Here is a 19911-nt window from a genome sequence, read left to right on the forward strand (position 1 = left end):
CGCCTCGCCTTACCGGACTATCGCCCGGAAATGATTTCGGTCACGGTATCGTTCAGCACACCGTTGTTCACCTGAATCACTGCTTTGTGGGGATCAAAACGCAGTACGCGCGACAGCGGATCGGCGCTTTTGCCGTCCAGCAGCGAACTGACCGGCAGGCTCTGCCAGCAGTGCCGCATCTGCGCCAGCGTCATGCCGGAAAGCCGGGTTAACTGCTGCGCCAGCGCGCTATCGTCGCTGCGGTTCTCCAGCAGATCGCGGATTGCCGCCTCGTCCAGCGTCAGTTGCTGCTGGCTCAGCCAGTGGCCGAGCTGTTGTCCCTGAGCGAGAAACGGCGAGTAAATCATGCAGACCAGCTGCTCTTCACTGAGATCGAACGCCTCGACAGCGAAAGCCGCCGCCCGCTGGCGCTGGCGCTGGATCGCGGCATCATCCTGATAACGCTCCGCCATTTCATCGATTAGCGACGGTGGGAAATCTTTCTGCACCATTAAGCCAAGGGCAAAGCGCACATATTCACGGATGCCTTCGGCGTAATTGCGCTGCAACAGGGTTTCCGCCCGCAGCCCGCGCAGGTGGGCCATCAGGGTCGGGTTACCGCAGTCTGATTCGGAGAAGCTGAACATCAGCTCATCAAAACGGAAGCGCATAAATTCACTGAGCAGCGCCCAGTGCGCGCCCGCTTCATAGGCGGTGTCCTGATAGATATTGAAAAACAGCGGATCGCGCGCCAGCTGATGGGTGATGCGATGCGCCGGTGTCAGTTGATCGGCACCATAGATTCGGCTGCCATAGCGTTCGGCGACGCCATCCAGCGTCTGCAGGAAACCACTGAAACCGCGGCTTTTGTCGGCCACCGGCGCATCAAACAGCCGCGACAGATGCCGCGCCCAGGCCACATAGGCCGCCTGTTCCTGGGGTGAATCGCCAGTGATGATCACATCCACACCCCCGTCGTAATCCGCCGCCAGGCCAAAGGAGTTCACCATGCTGAGGTTGCAGGCGTTGCAGAACGTGGAGCGCCCATCCGCACGAAACCGGTGGCCGTTCATCAGCACATCGCTGCGATTCTGCTGCCGCACGGCATCCGGCATCGGCAGATGCCGGGCAAACGGGCGAATCTGTAAGCCATCCACCACCAGACACTCCGCCAGCGGATCGTCATGCATCGCCAGCGATTGATAAACCCGGTTGATGTTCTCCATCACGCTGTCATTCATCGCCGCATGGCGGTTGGTGCTGACGCGCAGGCGAAAGGTAGTCCCGCGCTGTTGCCAGAGAATGCCCTGGATATAACGAACATAGGCCACCATGTAGCTGCTGTCTTTTCCTCCGCCATAGGCGAGCAGGACACGATTATTTTCAAGCTGCTGCCGATCGGGTAACGCCGCCAGCAGACGAGCAGAACAGCGCTGAGCAGAGTCGATGATGGCGGGCGAAAGGTATGCTTCAATCTCCTTCATCATGGTGGTCAGATTATTCATTTTTCACTTTTTCCTTACGCGAATAGAATCACTCAATGGCCTGAACGTCTGGGATCACAGCGGTCGGCCTGGGCGGATGACGATCACGCTCAGCACACCTCTCAGACGCACGCCAGTCCTGGCGAGAGGTCCGTTTAGCGTCATGAATAATTAAGAGATGCAGCCTAAAGTACTTTGAATGTACTCTGTTGAATATGCACAGATCAGCGCGATATGGGGTGGAACAGATGGCCGAAGTTGTCGGGGAACAGGAGAGTCAGAGCAGCCGTTACCGCCAGATAGCAGAACAGATCAAGCAAGCTATTCATGCCGGTACGCTGGCACCCGACAGCCGTCTGCCGTCGGTGCGGACGCTGGCAACGCAGTATAACGTCAGCCTCACCACCGCCCTGAAAACATTACGTACGCTGGAGGATGAGCGCTACGCCGTGGCCCGGCCTAAATCGGGCTTTTTTGTCGCACCACAGCGCCATCGGCCGCCTCAGTTGCCCGCCGTCAGTGAACAGCCGCGCGCCATCGCCCCGCTTGATGAACAGACTGAGCTGCATCTGGCGATGCTCGGTTCCGACTGCCGGGTACGGCTCGATCTGGCCAATGGCGACAGCGCGCTCTATCCGGTGAAGAAGCTCGGCTTACTGATGCGTCAGATGGGCTACAGCAAACCTGCGCTGCTCGGTAACACCGTCAAAGGCACCGGCTATGCGCCGCTAAAAGTGGAGATTGCCCGGCGGGCGGTCGATTACGGCTGCAATATCAGCACTGACGATATCCTGATCACCAACGGCTGCATTGAAGCGATCTCGCTGTCGCTGCGCGCCACCACCCAGCCAGGCGACGTGGTGGCGGTCGAATCGCCCTGCTATTTCGTGCTGTTGCAGATGCTGCATAACCTCAATCTGCGGGTGATCGAAGTCGAAGCCGGGCCGGAAGGCTATGTGAATGTCGCGAAGCTCACCGGACTGTTTCAGCGCAAAGCGGTGCGGGTATTTCTGACCCTGTGCAACATCAATAATCCGCTGGGCAAAAGCATCCCAAACGAGCAGAAAGCCTATATCGCGCGGCAGGCGGATGAAAACGATGTGGTGATCATTGAGGATGATATCTTTGGCGATACCGCTTTTGGCGAACGTCGCCCTTTCCCGATGCGCGCCTTCAGTCCGAACGCCATTCTGTGTAGCGGCTTCTCCAAAACCGTGGCGCCCGGCATCCGCATCGGCTGGGTACACAGCGTTAACTACATGCGCAAAATCGCCTCGCTGAAATATACCTCAACCATGGGCACCTCGGTGCTGTCGCAGGCGGCGGTGGCCGAGCTGCTGCGCAGCGGCGGCTACGACGCGCATCTGCGTAAACTGCGGCGTGAGCTGGCGCAGCAAATCAGCGCCATGCGTCAGTCGGTGCTGCGGGAATTTCCGGCGGGAACCCGGGTTTCTGAACCGGAAGGCGGCTATGTGTTATGGGTAGAGATGCCGCCACAGGCGCTGAACGTGCGCGCGCTGTTTCTGAAAGCGCGCAATGCGGGCATCGGCATTGCGCCGGGCCATATTTTTGCCACCGATCAGCGCTACGATCACTGTTTCCGGCTCAACGCCGGTTTTGGCTGGAATGCGGAAGTGGAGCAGGCGATACAACAGCTGGCGCAGTGGTGCCAGCTGTCGTTAACCGGGCCGCAGGATTAGGCGTCGCGCCAGGCGATTTCAACCTCTTCGGCCAGAATCTGCACCGCCCGTTCGATGTTCTCCGCATCCGGCACGTAGTTCATGCGCATACATTGATGGGTGTGCGGCCATTCATGTTCCAGGCCCGGAAAGAAGAAGTGGCCCGGCACCATCAATACGCCGCGCGCTTTGAGCCGCTGGTAGAGCATTTCGGTGCTGATCGGCAGATCGCGGAACCAGAGCCAGAGGAAAATCGCCCCTTCCGGTTTGTGGATCAGGCAGCGCTCTTCCGACAGATAGCGGCGCAGGATAGCGATCGTCTGCTGCACCTTCTGCTGATAAAACGGCTTAATCACCTCTTCCGACAGGCGCAACAGATCGCCCCGGCGGATCATTTCACCGGCAATCGCCGGTCCGATGCTGCCAGGTGCCAGGCTGATGATGCCGTTCATATTGCTCAGCGCGCCGATGGTTTTCTCATCGGCGATGATAATGCCGCAGCGCGCGCCAGGCAGGCCGAGCTTCGACAGGCTCATGCAGAGAATAATGTTGGGATTCCACAGCGGGCGAACCTCACTGAAGATGATGCCGGGAAACGGCACGCCATAAGCGTTATCGATCAGCAGCGGGACGTCATGCTGTTGTGCCAGCGCATCGAGCTGCATCAGCTCATCGTCAGTGATCACGTTGCCGGTCGGATTGGTCGGACGCGACACGCAGATCAGTCCGATATCGTCATTCATCGGCAGATGATCGAAATCGACGTGATATTTAAACTGGCCAGCCGGCAGCAGTTCAATGTTCGGTTTGGCCGATACGAACATCCCCTCTTCCAGCCCGGCATCGGCATAGCCGAGATATTCCGGTGCCAGCGGGAACAGCACGCGCTTTTTGCTGCCGTCAGCCCGACGACCAGCGAACAGGTTAAACAGATAGAAGAAGGCGCTCTGGCTGCCGTTGGTCAGCGCAATGTTCTGCGCACTGATGGGCCAGCCCAGCCGATCGCGCAGCAGCTCTGCCAGCGACTCCAGCAGCGTCGCTTTGCCACGCGGGCCATCGTAATTGCAGAGCGCCTCGCTGAGCTTGCCTTCCTCGTGCATCTGCTGCAGCAGTTGCTGAAAGTAGTCGTTCATGGCCGGGATTTGCGCCGGATTGCCGCCACCCAGCATGATGGTGCCGGGCGTGCGCAAGCCCGCGCCCATATCTTCCATCAGACGTGAGATGCCGGAATGTTGGGTAAATTTGTCGCCGAACTGAGAAAAGGACATAGCGGTTAAAAATGTGTGATAGCGAATCGGGGGTCCACCATAACGCCCGCCATCGGCGGGCGCAATGGAAAGGCGCAGGGATTACTTCAGCGCCTGCGGGTTAACACAGTTTTTATCGACCTGACCGCTGAGCGCAGCGATCAGATTATCCACCGCATCCAGCATCATGCCGTAGCGGGTTTCGTGCGTGGCGGAACCGATATGCGGCAGCGTCACCACGTTAGGCAGCGACAGCAGCGGCGAATCAGTGGGCAGCGGCTCTTTCTCGAACACGTCCAGCCCGGCAGCGTGCAGTTTTCCCGCCTGCAGGGCCGCGATCAGTGCGTTTTCATCCACCACCGGTCCGCGTCCGGCGTTGATCAGCACCGCTTCCGGCTTCATCAGGGCGATTTGCTCTGCCCCGATCAGGTGGTGAGTCTGTTCCGTCAGAGGCAGGCTGATGCAGACAAAATCACTCTGTTTCAGCAGCGTCTCCAGCTCACAGCGTTCAGCGCCGAACCGCGACTGCGCCTCCTGATGTTCCCGCCGTGCGTTGTAAAGGATCTTCATGCCAAAACCAAAGTGGGCGCGCTGCGCCAGCGCCATCCCGATGCGACCCATGCCGAGGATACCCAGCGTTTTATGGTGTACATCGATGCCAAAGCGCTCCGGACCGATACTCTTCTGCCAGTTGCCCGCTTTCACCCAGGCATCCAGTTCCGGTACCCGACGTGCGGTGCTCAGCACCAGCGCCATGATGGTATCGGCAACGGTTTCGGTCAGCACGGTCGGCGTATGCATCAGCACGACGTGACGCTGGTTCAGCGCGTCGACGTCAAAATTGTCATAGCCAACAGAGACGCTGGAGCAGGCGCGCAGTTTTGGCATTTTCGCCAGCAGCTCGCCATTCACTTTTCCTCCTGAGCCCAGCAGACCTTCCGCCTGGGCCAGCGCCTCAGCGTGCTGCTGCTGGCTGGCGGGTGACAGGTCACTGATTTCAGTAATCTCAGCGTGCGCCGCCAGGCGGGCGCGCAGATCATCAGGCAGTTTTTTATACAGAATCACAGCGGGTTTCATTCAGTGGCTCCCGGTCATTAAAACAGTGACGGGCGGCGCTCGGGCCGCCCGGAAGATGAGGGCTAACGTCTGGGCTTACGCTTTCAGGCGTGTTTCGCGCCGTGCAGCGGTGGCGTCGTCTTGTTCTGCGCCGGTTTAACAATCAGTGTCAGCCACACCGACACCAGCAGCGCCGATCCCATAAAGATGTAGGACGCCGACGGGCTGCCGGTGGCACCATTAAGATAGCCGACAATCCACGAACCGATAAACGAGCCGAGCGCACCCATGCTGTTGATCAGCGCCATCGCCCCGCCGGAGACATTGCGCGGCAGCATCTCAGGGATGATGGCGAAGAACGGGCCGTAAGGGGCATACATCGCCGCACCGGCAATCACTAACAGAGTATAAGAGAGCCAGAAGTTGCCCGATCCCAGCAGATAAGAGCCGAGGAACGCCAGCGCGCCGATCAGCAGCAGTGGCCAGACAAACAGCTTACGGTTTTGCGTCTTATCAGAGGCCCATGACACCACCACCATCGCAATGGTCGCGGCCAGATAAGGCACCGCTGACAGCCAGCCCGCTTCGACCATCCCCATCTGGGTGCCGTTACGCAGAATCGACGGCAGCCACAGCACGAAACCGTAAACGCCAATGCTCCAGGCAAAATATTGCAGGCAAAGAATGATCACGTTGCGGTTACGGAACGCTTCGCTGTAGTTACGCACCGCTTTGATGTTGTCCTGCTCTTTCTGCAGTTCCGCCTGCAGTGCAGCTTTCTCGGCATCGCTCATCCAGCGCGCCTGAGCCGGTTTGTCCTGCACCATAAACCACCAGGCGATGGCCCAGACAACGGCCGGAATCCCTTCGAAAATAAACATTTCACGCCAGCCGAAGGATTCGATCAGGTAGCCTGACACCACCGACATCCACAGCACCGTCACCGGGTTACCGAGGATCAGGAAGGTATTGGCGCGGGACCGTTCAGATTTGGTGAACCAGTTACTGATGTAGATCAGCATCGCCGGCATCACCGCCGCCTCAACCACCCCGAGGATAAAGCGGATCGCCGCCAGCATCGGAATGTTGCTGACCACACCGGTCAGCGAGGCACAGCCGCCCCACAGGATCAGGCACCAGAAAATCAGTTTTTTAACGCTGCGGCGTTCGGCGTAAATCGCCCCGGGGATCTGGAAGAAGAAGTAGCCGAGGAAGAACAGCGCGCCCAGCAGAGAGGACATGCCTTTAGTAATGCCGAGATCGTCGTTAATTCCCGCCGCCGAGGCAAAGCTGAAATTGGCGCGGTCGAGATAGGCCAGGCTGTAGGTGATAAACACGATGGGCATGATGAACCACCAGCGTTTTGGCGCGATTGTCTGCGTTTTCATCGAGAACTCCTGTGTCAATATGTGAGGCGCGGGCTACGCGTCGCCAAGTTGCTGACGCGTCGGCAGACCTTCGCTGTCGCCAATCACCTGAATCGCCATCGAACCAATTTTGTTACCGCGCTGAATCGCCTGCGGCAGGCTCAGGCCTTCCAGCAGCGCACTGATCACCCCAACGGCAAACCCGTCGCCAGCGCCCACGGTGTCGACCACGTTATCGACTTTAACCGCGGCAACCTGACCTTTTTCGCCTTCAGCGGTTTTATACCAGGCACCGTCACAGCCGGTTTTAATCACCACCGCTTTCACCCCTTTATCGAGGTAGAAATCGGCAATGGCTTCCGGCTGACGATAACCGGTCAGAATCAGCCCCTCTTTTTCACCCGGCAGCACCCAGTCGGCGTACTCCGCCAGCAGATTAAGCTGCTTACGCATCTCCTCTTCGCTGCGCCACAGCACCGGCCGCAGATTGGGGTCGAAGGAGATCGTTTTCCCGCGCGCGCGCATCTCTTTGGCCGTATGTTTCAGCAGCGCCAGCGAACTGTCGGAGATCGCCGCCGCAACACCGCTAAGATGCAGATGGCGGGCTGAGCCAAAATAGTCCGCGTCGAAATCCTCAACCGACAGATGGCTGGCCGCCGAGCCCTTACGGAAATACTCCACCAGCGGATCGGAGCCGTCATCGACTTTGGATTTAAGCTGGAAGCCGGTCGGATAGCGGTTATCGACCGTCACCTGGCGGTGATCGATACCCTCTTTCTCCAGTTGCTGACAGATAAAACGGCCAAAGGCATCATCGCCAACGCGACTGACCCAGCCCACTTTCAGACCAAGACGCGCCAGGCCGGTCGCCACATTCAGTTCGGCACCCGCTGCGCGTTTAATAAAAGTTTCTGCCGCTGCCAGATCGCCGGTTTCACGGGCGATAAACATCGCCATCGCTTCTCCGATGGTGACAACATCAAGCGGACCGTTGTGATGCGTAGTGTAATGCGTCGTCATCTTCACTCCTCAAACGTTGCGCAGCAGCGACACATAGTGGCGGGTGACCGCAATCAGATCGTCGCCTTCCAGCGGAAATTCAATGCCGCGCGGTGCCGTGGCGGGCAGCTGTTGCAGCAGCGCACGCCACGCATCACCGGCCTCATCAAGCGCAATCGCCCGGTAGCTGTCATGGTGTGGGATCGCCGCTTTCACATGCACATAACTGACCTGCGACGCCAGCCGTTGCGCGGCCTTCAACGCATCTTCGCCGGTCCAGCACCAGTTGCCCATATCAAACGTCATGCCGATCGGCAGCGCCGCCGCGCGGACCGCCGCAAAAAACTGCTCGCTGGGATCGAGCCTGCCGTGCTCCGTCTGATCATTTTCCACCGTCAGCGGCAGCGGCTGGTCTGCCAGCAGCGAGTGCAGCGACGCCGGAATCGTACCGTTGAAAGGGCCCAGCGCCAGTTTCAGACGTTGTGCGTTTAACTGGCGTGCTTCTTCAAAGTAGTGAGTTATGCGCGGATTTACGTCACCGCCGTCACAAAACAGCGTATCCGGCACCGAATAACTGGCGTGCAGCTGATGCTGCGCCACTGCGGCGGCCAGCGCCGGCAGATCGGCCAGCGTGGCGTCATCGAACAGTTCACGACGGATTTCGACACCGTCAGCGCCTGCCTGCTGGATAATCGGCAGCAGTGCGGTCTGACCGCCGAGTGCGGCAATCTGCGAATGGCCGTAAGCGGCAGTCACCACGATAATGTCAGGCTTCATGTTGTGCTCCATCGGGGCTTTTAGCTTAAGTTCTGTAAAAACCCTAGATGGAACCGGTTCCAAAGCAAAGCAGCAAAGGATGAAATTATGATCGTGCTCACGAAGCGAGCACGCAGTTGACGCGTAAAAGTCTGAAAATCAGATTAGCGGAGCGGCTGGCTGGAACCGCGAACGATCAGTTCACCCGAGAAGACCTGCTCGCTGACCGGCAGATCGCTGCCTTCAATGCGGGCGATGACTCTTTCCAGCGCGCTGTAGCCAATCTGCCAGGTGGGCTGTTTCAGCGTGGTAATGCCGACGCCTGCCAGCGCGGCCCACTCCAGCTCGTCGAAGCCGAGCAGACCGATATCGCGGCCCCAGTGCAGATTGATGCGCTGCAGCGATCGCGCAACCTGCAAAGTCAGCGCACCGTTCGCCACCATTACCGCGCTGCGTTTGCCCGCATGGCGCTGGTGAAAGTCACGCAGCGCCTGATCCAGCGCGGCAGGCTGATGCAGCGCCAGCTCGGCGTTTTCATGCTGCACCTGCGGATGGGTCGCCAGCACCTGGCGGAAAGCCTGCAAACGTTCACGACGCGTATTGACGCTGCCCAGCGGCTCGCTGAGAAACAGCAGCGCCTCGTAGCCGTTATCGACCAGATGGCGCGTTGCTGTCTCCGCCGCTTCGGCATTATTCAGGCCCACTACGTCGCAGGGAAAATCGGGGATTTTGCGGTCAATCAGCACCATCGGCAGCAGGGATTGTTGCAGATGACTCAGCACCTCTTCACGCATCCCCACCGCGTTAACCACAATGCCTTCCACCTGATAGCTACTCAGCAGCTGCAGATAGTGCTGTTCCAGGTCCACTTCATTGTTGGTGTTACACATCAGCAGGGTGAAACCCTGTTCGCGGCAGGCCGCTTCAATACCGCTCATCACATCGACCGAATAGGGATTGGTAATGTCGGCGATGATCAGCCCAATCAGTCGGGTACGGCCACGCTTCAGGCCGCGCGCCATCTGGCTTGGACGATAGCTGAGGTCAGCAATGGCCTGCTCAATCCGGGCTTTGAGATCGGCTGACAGCAGATGCAGCTCGCCATTCAGATAGCGTGAAACGCTGGTTTTTCCGGTTCGTGCCGCGTGAGCAACATCGCTGATGGTGGCGCGAGGCGGCCTGATTTTCATGAAATATCCTGCAAAAGTAGAAACCAGGCAGAGACTAGCACAGCAACGTCCAGTCGCAAAAAAGCACGCCCGCTAGGCTGGCAATTGCAGCCAGGGCTGCCACAGCATCTGTAATTGCGACGGCGGCGTGCCATCCAGCAGCTGTAATACCATCTCCGCCAGCTGCTCGCCCACCTGTTGCTGCGCCGCCTGCCGAATGGTGATCAGCGGGTAATCGAGAATCGCATCCTGCGGTAGCCCGTCCCAGCCAATCAGCATTATGGCATCGTCGCCCTCTGCCCGTCCGGCCTGCTGCAGTGCGACCACGGCACCTTCCGCCAGCGGGCCGCAATCGGTAATGATGGCGTCGGGCGGATTCTGCTGTGCCAGCCAGGCACGGGTCTGCTGGTAGCCGGCACGCCGCGTCGCGGGTACCGCAGCCTGCGCATAAGGCGCGGTGGTACCGAGCGCATCCAGATAGCCCTGACGACGATCGCGTACCCCGGTGCGGGTTTCATTGCTGCCGAGCCAGGCAATCTGCCCTTTTTCCTGTGACAGACAATAAGCAACTGCCAGTTGCGAACCGGCCGCATGGTCAACATCGAACCAGGCATAGTGTGGCGGCAGATCGCTGCGCCCCAGCGCCAGAAAGCGAAAGTCAGTCTGCAGCAGCGTGGAGAGCCGCCTGTCCTGCGGGGTGATATGGGTAACAACGATGGCATCCACGGCGCGACTGCGCAGCAGACGGGTCAGGAAGGGCTGGCTCTGCGGCTTATCCGCCAGCAGCAGCAGATCGATTTCATGATGGGCAAGGCGTTGATCCAGCGCCAGCAACATCTCACTGAAGTGACCGTCGCTCAGCGGCGATGTCCCGATGGGATAGAGCAAACCAACCGCATTGGCGCGGCCGGTTTTCAGACGACGGGCGGCCGCGTTAGCCCGGTAGCCACGACGTTGCGCCTCTTCTTCAATCCGTTTACGGGTCGCCTGCGCGACATCCTGATACCCATTGAGCGCGCGACTGACCGTGGTGACAGAAAGCCCTAATGCCGCAGCAATCGCTTTAAGTGACATAAGACACGACCCGCTGATCAATTTTTGATCAGACTACCATAAAGCCTGAAGTGGCTCTATGGATAGAAACCTTACTGGAACCTTTAACGTGCATCTTTACAGAAAAGGTCAGTCGTGTGAATGCGCCCCCGTTCGGGGGCGACAGCCATCAGCCGAGCGGGCTGAGGGTAATTTCTACACGACGGTTTTGCGCTTTTCCGGCCTCGGTACTGTTGCTGGCGACCGGATTATCAGGGCCTGCGCCCTGAGTACGCAGACGATTGCTGGCAACACCCTGGACGATCAGGGCGCTGGCGACGCTCTCGGCACGCTGCTGTGACAGACGCATATTCAGGGCGCGCGTTCCGGTGCTGTCGGTATAACCCACCACGTTTACCGCGGTTTTCGGATACTCTTTCAGTACCATTGAAACGCCGGTCAGGGTATTCGCGCCCGCCGGTTTCAGGTTGCTGCTGTTGGAGTCAAACGTCACGTTGTTCGGCATATTAAGAACGATGTTATCGCCTTCACGGGTCACGCTGACGCCCGTACCGCGCATCTTGTCGCGCAGCTTCGCTTCCTGCACGTCCATGTAATAGCCGACACCGCCACCCAGTGCTGCGCCGCCTGCGGCACCAATCAGCGCACCTTTGCCGCGATCTTTCTTCGAGGAGGAGAGTACGCCAACGCCAGCACCCACTAAGGCACCCAGACCGGCGCCCACGCCTGACTTACCCGCCTGCGATTCGCCGGTGTAAGGGTTGGTGGTACAGCCGGACAGGGCCAGGCTTCCGCTTAATAACAAGGTGACCGCGATTAATTTCTTCTGCATTTTTGTTCCCTTACGTTCGACACACAGGGGAAAAGCTCTCCCCATAATCGGCACGATTATGCCGCGTAACCGTCAGGAAAGGATAAGGGAAAGTCTTAAATTGCCCGCCGCGGCGCTTAAAGATTGTCAGGATGGCAAAAACAATCGGTCTGGTGATCGTTTATCAGCCCGCACGCCTGCATAAAGGAATAACAAATTGTCGGGCCGATGAATTTAAAACCACGCAGTTTAAGCGCCTTAGAGAGCGCAATGGCGTGCGCTGAGGTGGTGGGCGCCAGTTTGTAGTCAGGATAATGGTGGACAATTTGCGCGTTATCGACAAATTGCCAGACGAAGCGGGCAAAATCCTCGCCTTTCGCTTCCATCGCCAGAAAAGCCCGGGCGTTGGCGATAATGGCGGCAATTTTGCCGGGATGACGAATAATACCGCTGTTCTGCAGCAGCGCCGCAACATCCTGCTCGTCCATTAACGCGATCGCCTGCGGGTCAAAATGGTGAAACGCCGCACGGTAATTCTGCCGCTTTTTTAATACCGTGATCCAGGATAACCCCGCCTGCTGCCCTTCAAGGCAGAGCATCTCAAACAGCGCGCGCTTGTCGGTTTGCGCCACGCCCCATTCGGTATCGTGGTAGGTCAGATAGAGGGGATCCTGGGTTACCCAGCCGCATCGTTGCATTTTCGGATTCCTTATCGCAGAAAAATTTTATCGGGCCGCTTGATCTTAGAAACAATCGGTTAATAGTTAAACAACTGACAACAATATGATGATCGGTACTCTCACGACGAGTAAACAGGCTCACAAACCGGTGGTTAATCCAGACGCCCGGGAATAACTTCAGCCTCCGACTGGAGAGGGTATGGTGCAGAAAAGTGGGTGGAGAGGCCAGCGCTATCGGATACGCGCCTGGTGTGGTGCAGGACTTTTATTTTTGACGCAACCGACCTTTGCCTGGGGCGGCGACTTTGCTGCGCCCGCAATGACCGTAGCTAAACCCGATTACGACACTATTCTGGCAGAGAAAATCTCCCGCACGTCGCTCGACTTCAGCGATGAGAATCGCGCCCTGTTCGAGGCCGCGCTCAATTCACCGGCCAGCCTGCCGGTAGAACTGCACAGTGAAACCGGCACCGTTGGCAGTACGCCGCTGGGAAAACGCTATCGCGCCGGAGTGGAACTGCCGGTCGGCGAATCCCTTACCACCGGTCCGGTGGCGCAATATGCGGTCGATCCGCAGCAGATGGGCTGTCTGCAATGCGACTACAGCGATCAGCAGAGCCGTGAGCAGGTTGCCAGCGTCGGCTGGCGTGTCGATCTGCAGCAGGGATGGATTACACCGTGGGCTCAGCTCAGCTACAGCCGTCCCCTGAACGAGTCGTCACAAAACGATCGGCGCGAGACGGCAATCGGTCCCCATCAGGAGAGCGGAATTGATCTGAGCGTGGGGGCACAGCTGCCGCTCAACCGTAATCTGGCCGCTTTCGCCTCGTTTTCACAAAACAGCGCGCTGAATAGTGATGAGCCGTTGCTGTATAGCCTCGGCCTCAGCGCCAGCTTCTAGGCGGGGCATAAAAAGAGAAAGGACGTCAGTCGTTTAAAATATAATGAGTCCGCTAATCATTATACTGGTAACACTATGCGCAACGATTTGACAATTATTGGCCGTGAAATCACGGTCTTCGTACTGGCAGCACTCTTTCTCGCCCTGATGATTTTGCCCATCTATATCGATGTGGCCTGGATGAACGATGCGCTGCACGAAACCTCTTTTACTGAAACCACCCAGGAAATTATGCTGGCGGTGATTGCCGCCCTGTTCTTTATCACTGCCCATCGCCGTCCGGCACAGCGCGGCGCGCTGACCTTAGTGGCGGGCTTCTACAGCTGTATGCTGATCCGCGAACTCGACTTTGTGTTTGATGCTATCCAGCACGGCAGCTGGATCTGGTTCGCGCTGGCGGTGACGGCCGGTTGTCTGGCCGTCGCGCTGCGGACGCCGAAAAAAACCCTGCACGCGCTGGCCAGGCTGCTGCAACACCGCAGCTGGCCGGTGATGGCCTCCGGCTTTCTGGTGGTGCTGGTCTTCTCCCGCCTGTTTGGCATTCATGCGCTGTGGCAGCATCTGATGCTGGGGGATTACAACCGCGTGGTGAAAAACATGGCGGAAGAGGGTACCGAGCTGCTGGGTTACGGCCTCTGCTGGCTGGCTTCAGTACGTTATTTATGGCAAACGCGCCCGGCGGCTGTCGCCGTCAGTGCGACCCAGCCCGCCGCTGCCCGTCATACCTCTTCTCCGGTAACCTCTTACTGATAATGCTCGCGCTTTTTGAGCGATCCGCACCATTAAAAAAGGTACAATAAACACTTCTGCGTCGGCGGCTGTGCCCCGGCGCAAGGTGTTTGTTAACCTCAGGTCTTTTCATGTCAGTCAAAATCTTAACTTCAACGCTCATTGGCCTGGATGCCTTCCGCCAGGACCCGCTGACTGCACTGCAGCAGGCGGAGAACGGTACGCTGGCGGTGTTAGAGGATTACGCGCCGGTGATGTACGCCATCACCCCGACGCGCCTGGCACAGCTGCTGGCGCTGGAAGCCGCTGCCCGACAGCCGAATGATGTGGCGCTGGATGACAGCCTGTATGACGATGCGCCTGCGGCCATCTCTGCGCCGGTCGGTAAGTTCGCCATGTATGCTGGCTGGCAGCCCGACGCCGACTTTACCCGCCAGGCCGCCATCTGGGGCGTGGCGCTGAGCGAACCGGTAACCGCCACCGAGCTGGCGGCCTTTGTCGCCTACTGGCAGGCAGAAGGCCGGTTGTTTCACCATGTGCAGTGGCAACAAAAACTGGCGCGCAGCATTCAGATGAACCGCGCCGCCAACGGCGGGCAACCGAAGCGTGATATCACGCAGTTGCCTGACCCTGACCGTACCATTCCCGATGGTTTCCGAGGTGAGTGATGAAAACGCCGAACGATCTCTTTAGCCGTCTGAAAAGAATGATGCCTGCCGGCACCCGACCGAAATTTGCTAATGGCGAAGAGCTGCTGGCGTGGAATCAGGAACAGGGCCGCCTGCGCTCTGAAGCGATTGTGCGTGAAAACCGCGCCATGAAAATGCAGCGCATTATGGGCCGCTCCGGCATCCGTGAACTGCATATGAACTGCTCGTTTGATAACTACCGGGTGGAAAATGAGGGCCAGCGCAAAGCGCTGGATCTGGCGCGGCAGTATGCCGCCGAATTTGATGGCAGCATCGCCAGCTTTGTTTTTTCAGGCCGTCCCGGCACCGGCAAAAACCATCTGGCGGCGGCGATTGGTAACGATCTGATCCTGCGCGGTAAGAGCGTGCTGATCGTCACGGTCGCCGATCTGATGTCGAGCATGAAAGGCACCTTCAGCGGCAGCAGCGGCATTACCGAAGAGCGTCTGATTCAGGACCTCAGCAGCGTTGATCTGCTGGTGATTGATGAGATTGGCATGCAGAGCGAATCCCGCTACGAGAAAGTCATTATCAATCAGATTGTGGATCGCCGATCCTCCTCCAAGCGTCCGACCGGCATGCTTTCTAACCTCGACCATGCCGGTATGAACGCACTGCTCGGTGAGCGGGTGATGGACCGGATGCGGCTGGGTAACAGTCTCTGGGTGCGCTTCGACTGGGAAAGTTATCGCAGTCGGGTACGCGGCGACGAATATTAATTCCCTGCCCGTCCCGCCGGGCTGTCCACACGGCTGAGCCGCGTCTCCGCACTCAGCCGGCGTAACGCCGCCGGACCGATTTATCATCAGTCGCCCTGCTGTTGACCTGCCTGCGCCGCGTTGCGCGCCAGGCGGCAAACCGGGTGGAGTCCGCCATGAACCTGCTTGATTACGCTGTAATTGCGCTCTACGCGCTGATGATTGTGCTGATCACGCTGTGGGCGATGCGCAGAGTCGGCAATACCCGTGACTTCTTTACCGCCGGTGGCCGCATGCCCTGGTGGCTCTCTGGCATTTCCCACCATATGTCTGGCTACAGCGCCGCCGTCTTTGTGGCTTATGGCGCGGTGGCGTACAACATGGGCATTACCATCTGGTTCTGGTGGGCGCTGCCGATCTCGCTGGCGGTGTTGATCGGTTCTTCGCTGTTTGCCCCGCGCTGGGCCCGGCTGCGGGGTTATATGCAGATTGAATCTCCCACCGAGTATCTGCTGACCCGCTATAACCTGCCGACCCAGATGGTGCTGGCCTGCAGCGGCGTGCTGTTAAAAACGGTGGATGTCGGGGCGAAATGGGCCGCCATTGCGGTGATTATCAACGTCTTTACCGGCCTTGAACTGCCGGCTGGCATTGCCATTGCCGGCGGGCTGAGTCTGTTTTACAGCATCATCGGCGGCCTGTGGGCCGATGCCTGCAACGATTTTGGTCAGTTTCTGGTGCAGTTTGTCGCCGCGCTGGTGATGCTGGTGGCGGTTGGGCTGCAGCTCGGCGGCGCTGGCGCACTGTTGACGATCTGGGATCGGCTGCCGGCCAGCCATCTGCAAATCGTGCAGGGCCCTTACACCACCGGCTTTATCTTCTCCTGGCTGCTGATCCACACCCTGAGTTACAACGGCGGCACCTGGAATCTGGCGCAGCGGTTTATCGCCGCACCGGACGGACGCGAAGCGCGCAAGGCGGCGCTGCTGTCGGCGGCGCTCTATCTGATCTGGCCACTGATACTGTTCTGGCCGATGTGGGCCGCACCGCTGCTGTTTCCCGACCTGGCCGACCCGTCGCGTGCCTGGTCGATGATGGCGATGCAGTTACTGCCCAACGGTCTGATCGGACTGATGCTGGTGGCGATGTTTACCCATACGCTTTCCATGACCTCTTCTGACGCTAACGCCATTACGGCGGTAGTCACCCGCGATATTCTGCCTGCCGTCTGGCCGCGTGCTTTCCCGCGCGGCCAGAGTTCACTGCGGGTGGCGCGCTGTATTACCTTCCTGTTTATTATCACTACGCTGCTGATCGCCCTGAATGCCAGCCGGTTCGGCGGCGTACTGTCGCTGCTGATTATCTGGTTTGGCGGGCTGGTCGGCCCGATTTCAATTCCGATGCTGCTGGGCCTGCTGCCCGCTTTCCGTCGCTCTGGCAGCACCGCGGCGCTGGTCAGCTGGGCGACAGGCGTTGGCACCTTCTTCTGCGTACGCTTTGTAATCGACGACGCCAGTCTGGCGACCCAGGTAGCGGCGCCGGTGTTTTCCTCGTTGCTGTTGTTTACCCTGATGGGCTGGCTGCGTCGCTCGCCGGTCAGCCCGCAGGTTGATGCGCTACTGGAGGCGCTTAATCAGGATCGCCCCCTGCCGGCTGCCGCCCAGGAGCAACAGAAAATCCTGCGTTAAGCCTTTCTCGCCCAGCCAGCCAGCGGGATCTCACCTCGTTGTGTGAAACAGCGCGCAAAAGTGTGGGATGACGAACCGGCACAGGCTGATACACTGAATTATTCCTCCTCTGTTGGGTGAATCCGCCATGAAAGCAAACGGCAAAGGTCCCGCCTTACTGCGACTTAATAACCAGAAACGGGTGATGACCCAGTTGCGGAGACTGCGCGTCACTTCGCGCCAGGATCTGGCCCAGGCCTTATCGCTCAGCAAAAATACGGTCTCACTGATCATTGATGATTTGCTGGAGCAGGAGCTGATCGAAGAGCTGGGGCCGGTCAGCGTGGCTGCGGCCGGACGGCCCAAAATTGAAATTAGCCTGCGGCCAGAGAAGCTGAAAAGCGCAGGCGTGATGGTGGAACGCAATGTGATCCACTGGCGGGTCTGTGACTACTTTTCCCAGGTGCTGGCGGAACAGACGCTGCGTACCGATACCGAAAACCCGACCCGTCTGCTGGCCGAACTGGCGATGCTGTGCCGGGAACTGGCCGAAGGCTATCCCGATTTACTGGGTATCGGCCTGGGTTTTCCCGGCATTGTCGATCCCCGGCGCGGCTGGATGCATCTCTCTTCGCACCTCAACTGGCAGGATGTGGATCTGCTGACTGCGCTGCGTAAGCACGTCCGGTTACCGATCCGTATCATGAATAATGTGAAAGCGGCGGCACTGCTGGCGGTGCAGCAACGAGGTCTGTCAGTCGACAGCGGTCATTTTTATCTGCGTATCTCTGAAGGGATTGGCGGGGCACTGGTGCAGCACGGCGAAGTCTTTACCGGACAAAGCTGGACCGCCGGTGAAGCGGGCCATCTGACGGTGCAGCCTGATGGCCCGCGCTGTAGCTGCGGCCGCCGCGGCTGCCTTGAGGCGTTGATCAGCCAGCCGGCAGTAAAACAGCAGCTGGCGCAGCGCCAGCCTGGCCTGAGCTGGCAGAACCGCGACAGTGCGCCGCGGATAGTGGATGAGGTGATGGCGCAGGCGGGCAGCTATCTGGGCCTGGCGCTCAGCCAGATTATGCTGCTGCTCAATCCGGCGACCATCATGATTGATTGTCCGTGGAATGCCAGCCCGGCCTTTTGCAAGGCGGTACGCGATAACACCCAGGCCAGCGCCCTGGCCTTTACCGCCGCGCACACCCAGCTGCTTTTTCTTGATAACCGCATCGATCCGGCCAACGGGCTGGCGCTGGCGGTGATTGAGCAGACCGAGCAGCGGGTCGGTTAAGCCGGATGATCAGGCAGCGTGAGCTGCCTTTTTTATGATCGGACGTCACTAACCGGCACGCTGATCGCCTTATCCGCTTCGCGCGGGTCGATATTAAACTTCTCCAGTACGCGCGCATGGATTTTCTCCAGCGGGAGTCCGGCCGTTTCTGGCAGATAGCGAAAAGTGAAGAAGTACATACCCAGTGAAAACAGCGCAAACAGCAACAGAGGGAAACCGCCGTGGAACATTTCGAGCAGGAAAGCGTTGCTGTTGAGGATTGGGAACGTGGTACTGATAACAAAGTTTGCCATCGACATGGCGCAGATGGAGATGCCGACGCAGATTGATCGAATTTCGGTGGGAAACAGCTCGCCAAGTACGGTCCAGACGATCTGTCCCCAGGTCATGCCAAAGAACACCATGTAGGCAAACAAGCCCACCACCGCCAGCAGCCCCGGCAGTCGGTAATAGAACGCGATAAAGGTATAGGCGAGGAAAACGGCGGAGGTAATTGCACCCAGCAGCAACAGCTTACGCCGCCCGACCTTATCGATCAGCGCCATCCCCATCAGCACGCCGACAAACTGGCAGACCGACAGCCAGAACGTCTGCAGCAGCGCCGAATCAGTGCTGCCAGAGACATTTTTCAGCAGCGTCGGGCCGAAATACTGAATCACGTTGATGCCGCTGATCTGGTTGCCCACCGCCAGACCAATACCGATGATCAACAACGGCAGCGTGGTTTTATTCAGACGGAAGCGGGATTGATGACGGCTGGCGGCTTCATCAGAAAACGACTGTTTAATCTCATCGAATACGCTCGCTGCGTGTGCCGGGTTAGAAATTTTACTCAGGGTATCCAGCGCCTCTTTGTCTTTGCCTTTCAGTACGTTCCAGCGTGGCGACTCCGGGATAAAGGCAATGAAAAAGATGAACAGCGCGCACGGCACCAGCGCGGTAGCCAGAATGTAACGCCAGCCGATATCAACCATCGCCTCGGGCAGCATCGATTTATTGATGAAGTAGTTAGTCAGTAGCACCACCGATTGTCCACCGACGCAGCAGACGGCGTAGAGCGCGCTGGTGCGACCGCGAAACTTCGACGGAGACAGTTCTGCCAGATAGATTGGCGAGATCACCGAGGCCAGGCCAATCGCTAATCCGCCAAGGATACGGAACGCGACAAAGGTGAAAAAGTTGTGTGCGATAGCGGTGCCGACCACCGAGGCGGTGAACAGCAACGCGGTAATGGCGAGTGATTTTTTGCGGCCAAATTTATCACTGAGCTTCGGGGCAATAAAACAGCCCACCAGGCTGCCCAGCAGGATGTTTGACACGGCCCAGCCGGTTTCAGCCGGGGTGAGTTGAAAATAGTCACTGAGCGGTTCGATGGCACCAGAGATAATCGATGAGTCGTAGCCCATCAGCAGACCGCCAAAGGCGGCGACGGTGCAACAGAGCATGACATATTTCATGTTGTAGCGTTTTTGCCGGGTTTCCATTTTTCAGGCTCCTGTTCTCTACTGCCTGAACCGGATCGGTTCAGAAAGAGGAGGTATGATTGTCCGTGGTTTAAGTGTTTCAGCGCTTGGGTACTGGTGAAATATATTTTCTAAATAAGAGAATTTGGATTAATTCTTTCGGAAGTGTGAGCCGCGTTGGAATTTTTTTGCGCGCGATGAG

18 protein-coding genes are annotated in these 19911 nt (G+C 58.4%); 7 read left to right on the forward strand and 11 right to left on the reverse strand.

What is annotated here, in order from left to right; genetic code table 11:
• Positions 1-17: 17 nt before the first annotated feature.
• Positions 18-1484, reverse strand: coding sequence for a hypothetical protein (locus LZU96_RS00100; RefSeq protein ID WP_233985754.1), 1467 nt, complete (start codon positions 1482-1484; stop codon positions 18-20).
• 227 nt (positions 1485-1711) lie between these two features.
• On the opposite strand from LZU96_RS00100, the gene LZU96_RS00105 reads away from it, so the two are divergent.
• Positions 1712-3163 carry a PLP-dependent aminotransferase family protein gene (locus tag LZU96_RS00105; RefSeq protein WP_233985755.1) on the forward strand — a complete coding sequence of 484 codons (1452 nt, stop codon included), beginning with the start codon at positions 1712-1714 and terminating at the stop codon, positions 3161-3163.
• Here LZU96_RS00105 and LZU96_RS00110 read toward each other — a convergent pair.
• From LZU96_RS00110 to LZU96_RS00150, 9 genes are all read right to left on the reverse strand, one after another.
• Positions 3160-4410 carry a valine--pyruvate transaminase gene (locus LZU96_RS00110; protein WP_233985756.1) on the reverse strand — a complete coding sequence of 417 codons (1251 nt, stop codon included), beginning with the start codon at positions 4408-4410 and terminating at the stop codon, positions 3160-3162. The two genes, LZU96_RS00105 and LZU96_RS00110, sit on opposite strands and share 4 nt — an antisense overlap.
• An 81-nt stretch (positions 4411-4491) precedes the next feature.
• Positions 4492-5466, reverse strand: coding sequence for a glyoxylate/hydroxypyruvate reductase GhrB (gene ghrB, locus LZU96_RS00115; RefSeq protein WP_233985757.1), 975 nt, complete (start codon positions 5464-5466; stop codon positions 4492-4494).
• Positions 5467-5549: 83 nt separating this feature from the next.
• Positions 5550-6833, reverse strand: a complete 1284-nt coding sequence (locus tag LZU96_RS00120; RefSeq protein ID WP_233985758.1) for an MFS transporter — start codon at positions 6831-6833, stop codon at positions 5550-5552.
• Between the two features lie 33 nt (positions 6834-6866).
• On the reverse strand, positions 6867-7832 hold the full coding sequence (locus tag LZU96_RS00125; protein ID WP_233985759.1) for a sugar kinase: 966 nt from the start codon (positions 7830-7832) through the stop codon (positions 6867-6869).
• A gap of 9 nt (positions 7833-7841) precedes the next feature.
• The gene (locus tag LZU96_RS00130; protein WP_233985760.1) at positions 7842-8588 is read right to left on the reverse strand and encodes a sugar phosphate isomerase/epimerase family protein; all 747 of its coding nucleotides are present in this window, start codon (positions 8586-8588) and stop codon (positions 7842-7844) included.
• Positions 8589-8731: 143 nt separating this feature from the next.
• Entirely contained in the window at positions 8732-9757 is a 1026-nt protein-coding gene (locus LZU96_RS00135) for a LacI family DNA-binding transcriptional regulator (protein WP_233985761.1), read from the reverse strand.
• 72 nt (positions 9758-9829) lie between these two features.
• Positions 9830-10810, reverse strand: a complete 981-nt coding sequence (locus tag LZU96_RS00140; RefSeq protein ID WP_233985762.1) for a LacI family DNA-binding transcriptional regulator — start codon at positions 10808-10810, stop codon at positions 9830-9832.
• A gap of 148 nt (positions 10811-10958) precedes the next feature.
• Complete coding sequence (locus tag LZU96_RS00145) at positions 10959-11621, reverse strand: OmpA family lipoprotein (protein ID WP_233985763.1); 663 nt, start codon at positions 11619-11621, stop codon at positions 10959-10961.
• 116 nt (positions 11622-11737) lie between these two features.
• Complete coding sequence (locus tag LZU96_RS00150; RefSeq protein ID WP_233985764.1) at positions 11738-12298, reverse strand: DNA-3-methyladenine glycosylase I; 561 nt, start codon at positions 12296-12298, stop codon at positions 11738-11740.
• A gap of 253 nt (positions 12299-12551) precedes the next feature.
• Here LZU96_RS00150 and LZU96_RS00155 point away from each other — a divergent pair, with 253 nt between their 5' ends.
• The 6 genes from LZU96_RS00155 to LZU96_RS00180 all read left to right on the forward strand — a co-directional run bounded on the left by LZU96_RS00155 (position 12552) and on the right by LZU96_RS00180 (position 18246).
• Positions 12552-13181, forward strand: coding sequence for an autotransporter (locus LZU96_RS00155; RefSeq protein WP_233985765.1), 630 nt, complete (start codon positions 12552-12554; stop codon positions 13179-13181).
• A gap of 75 nt (positions 13182-13256) precedes the next feature.
• Positions 13257-13931 carry a hypothetical protein gene (locus tag LZU96_RS00160; RefSeq protein WP_233985766.1) on the forward strand — a complete coding sequence of 225 codons (675 nt, stop codon included), beginning with the start codon at positions 13257-13259 and terminating at the stop codon, positions 13929-13931.
• Between the two features lie 110 nt (positions 13932-14041).
• Complete coding sequence (dnaT, locus tag LZU96_RS00165) at positions 14042-14578, forward strand: primosomal protein DnaT (RefSeq protein ID WP_233985767.1); 537 nt, start codon at positions 14042-14044, stop codon at positions 14576-14578.
• Positions 14578-15318 (forward strand): DNA replication protein DnaC, encoded by a 741-nt coding sequence (gene dnaC / locus LZU96_RS00170; RefSeq protein WP_233985768.1) that lies wholly within the window; start codon positions 14578-14580, stop codon positions 15316-15318. Before dnaT ends, dnaC begins: the two co-directional genes overlap by 1 nt.
• Positions 15319-15473: 155 nt before the next feature.
• Positions 15474-16985, forward strand: a complete 1512-nt coding sequence (locus tag LZU96_RS00175) for a sodium:solute symporter family protein (protein WP_233985769.1) — start codon at positions 15474-15476, stop codon at positions 16983-16985.
• A 127-nt stretch (positions 16986-17112) separates the two neighbouring features.
• Positions 17113-18246, forward strand: coding sequence for an ROK family protein (locus LZU96_RS00180; protein ID WP_233985770.1), 1134 nt, complete (start codon positions 17113-17115; stop codon positions 18244-18246).
• Positions 18247-18278: 32 nt separating this feature from the next.
• Here LZU96_RS00180 and LZU96_RS00185 read toward each other — a convergent pair whose 3' ends face one another.
• Positions 18279-19730, reverse strand: coding sequence for a sugar porter family MFS transporter (locus LZU96_RS00185; RefSeq protein WP_233985771.1), 1452 nt, complete (start codon positions 19728-19730; stop codon positions 18279-18281).
• Between the last annotated feature and the right edge of the window lie 181 nt (positions 19731-19911).

The sequence above is a fragment of the Pantoea agglomerans genome (assembly GCF_021397715.1).
In the GTDB taxonomy this organism is placed as follows: domain Bacteria; phylum Pseudomonadota; class Gammaproteobacteria; order Enterobacterales; family Enterobacteriaceae; genus Pantoea; species Pantoea astica.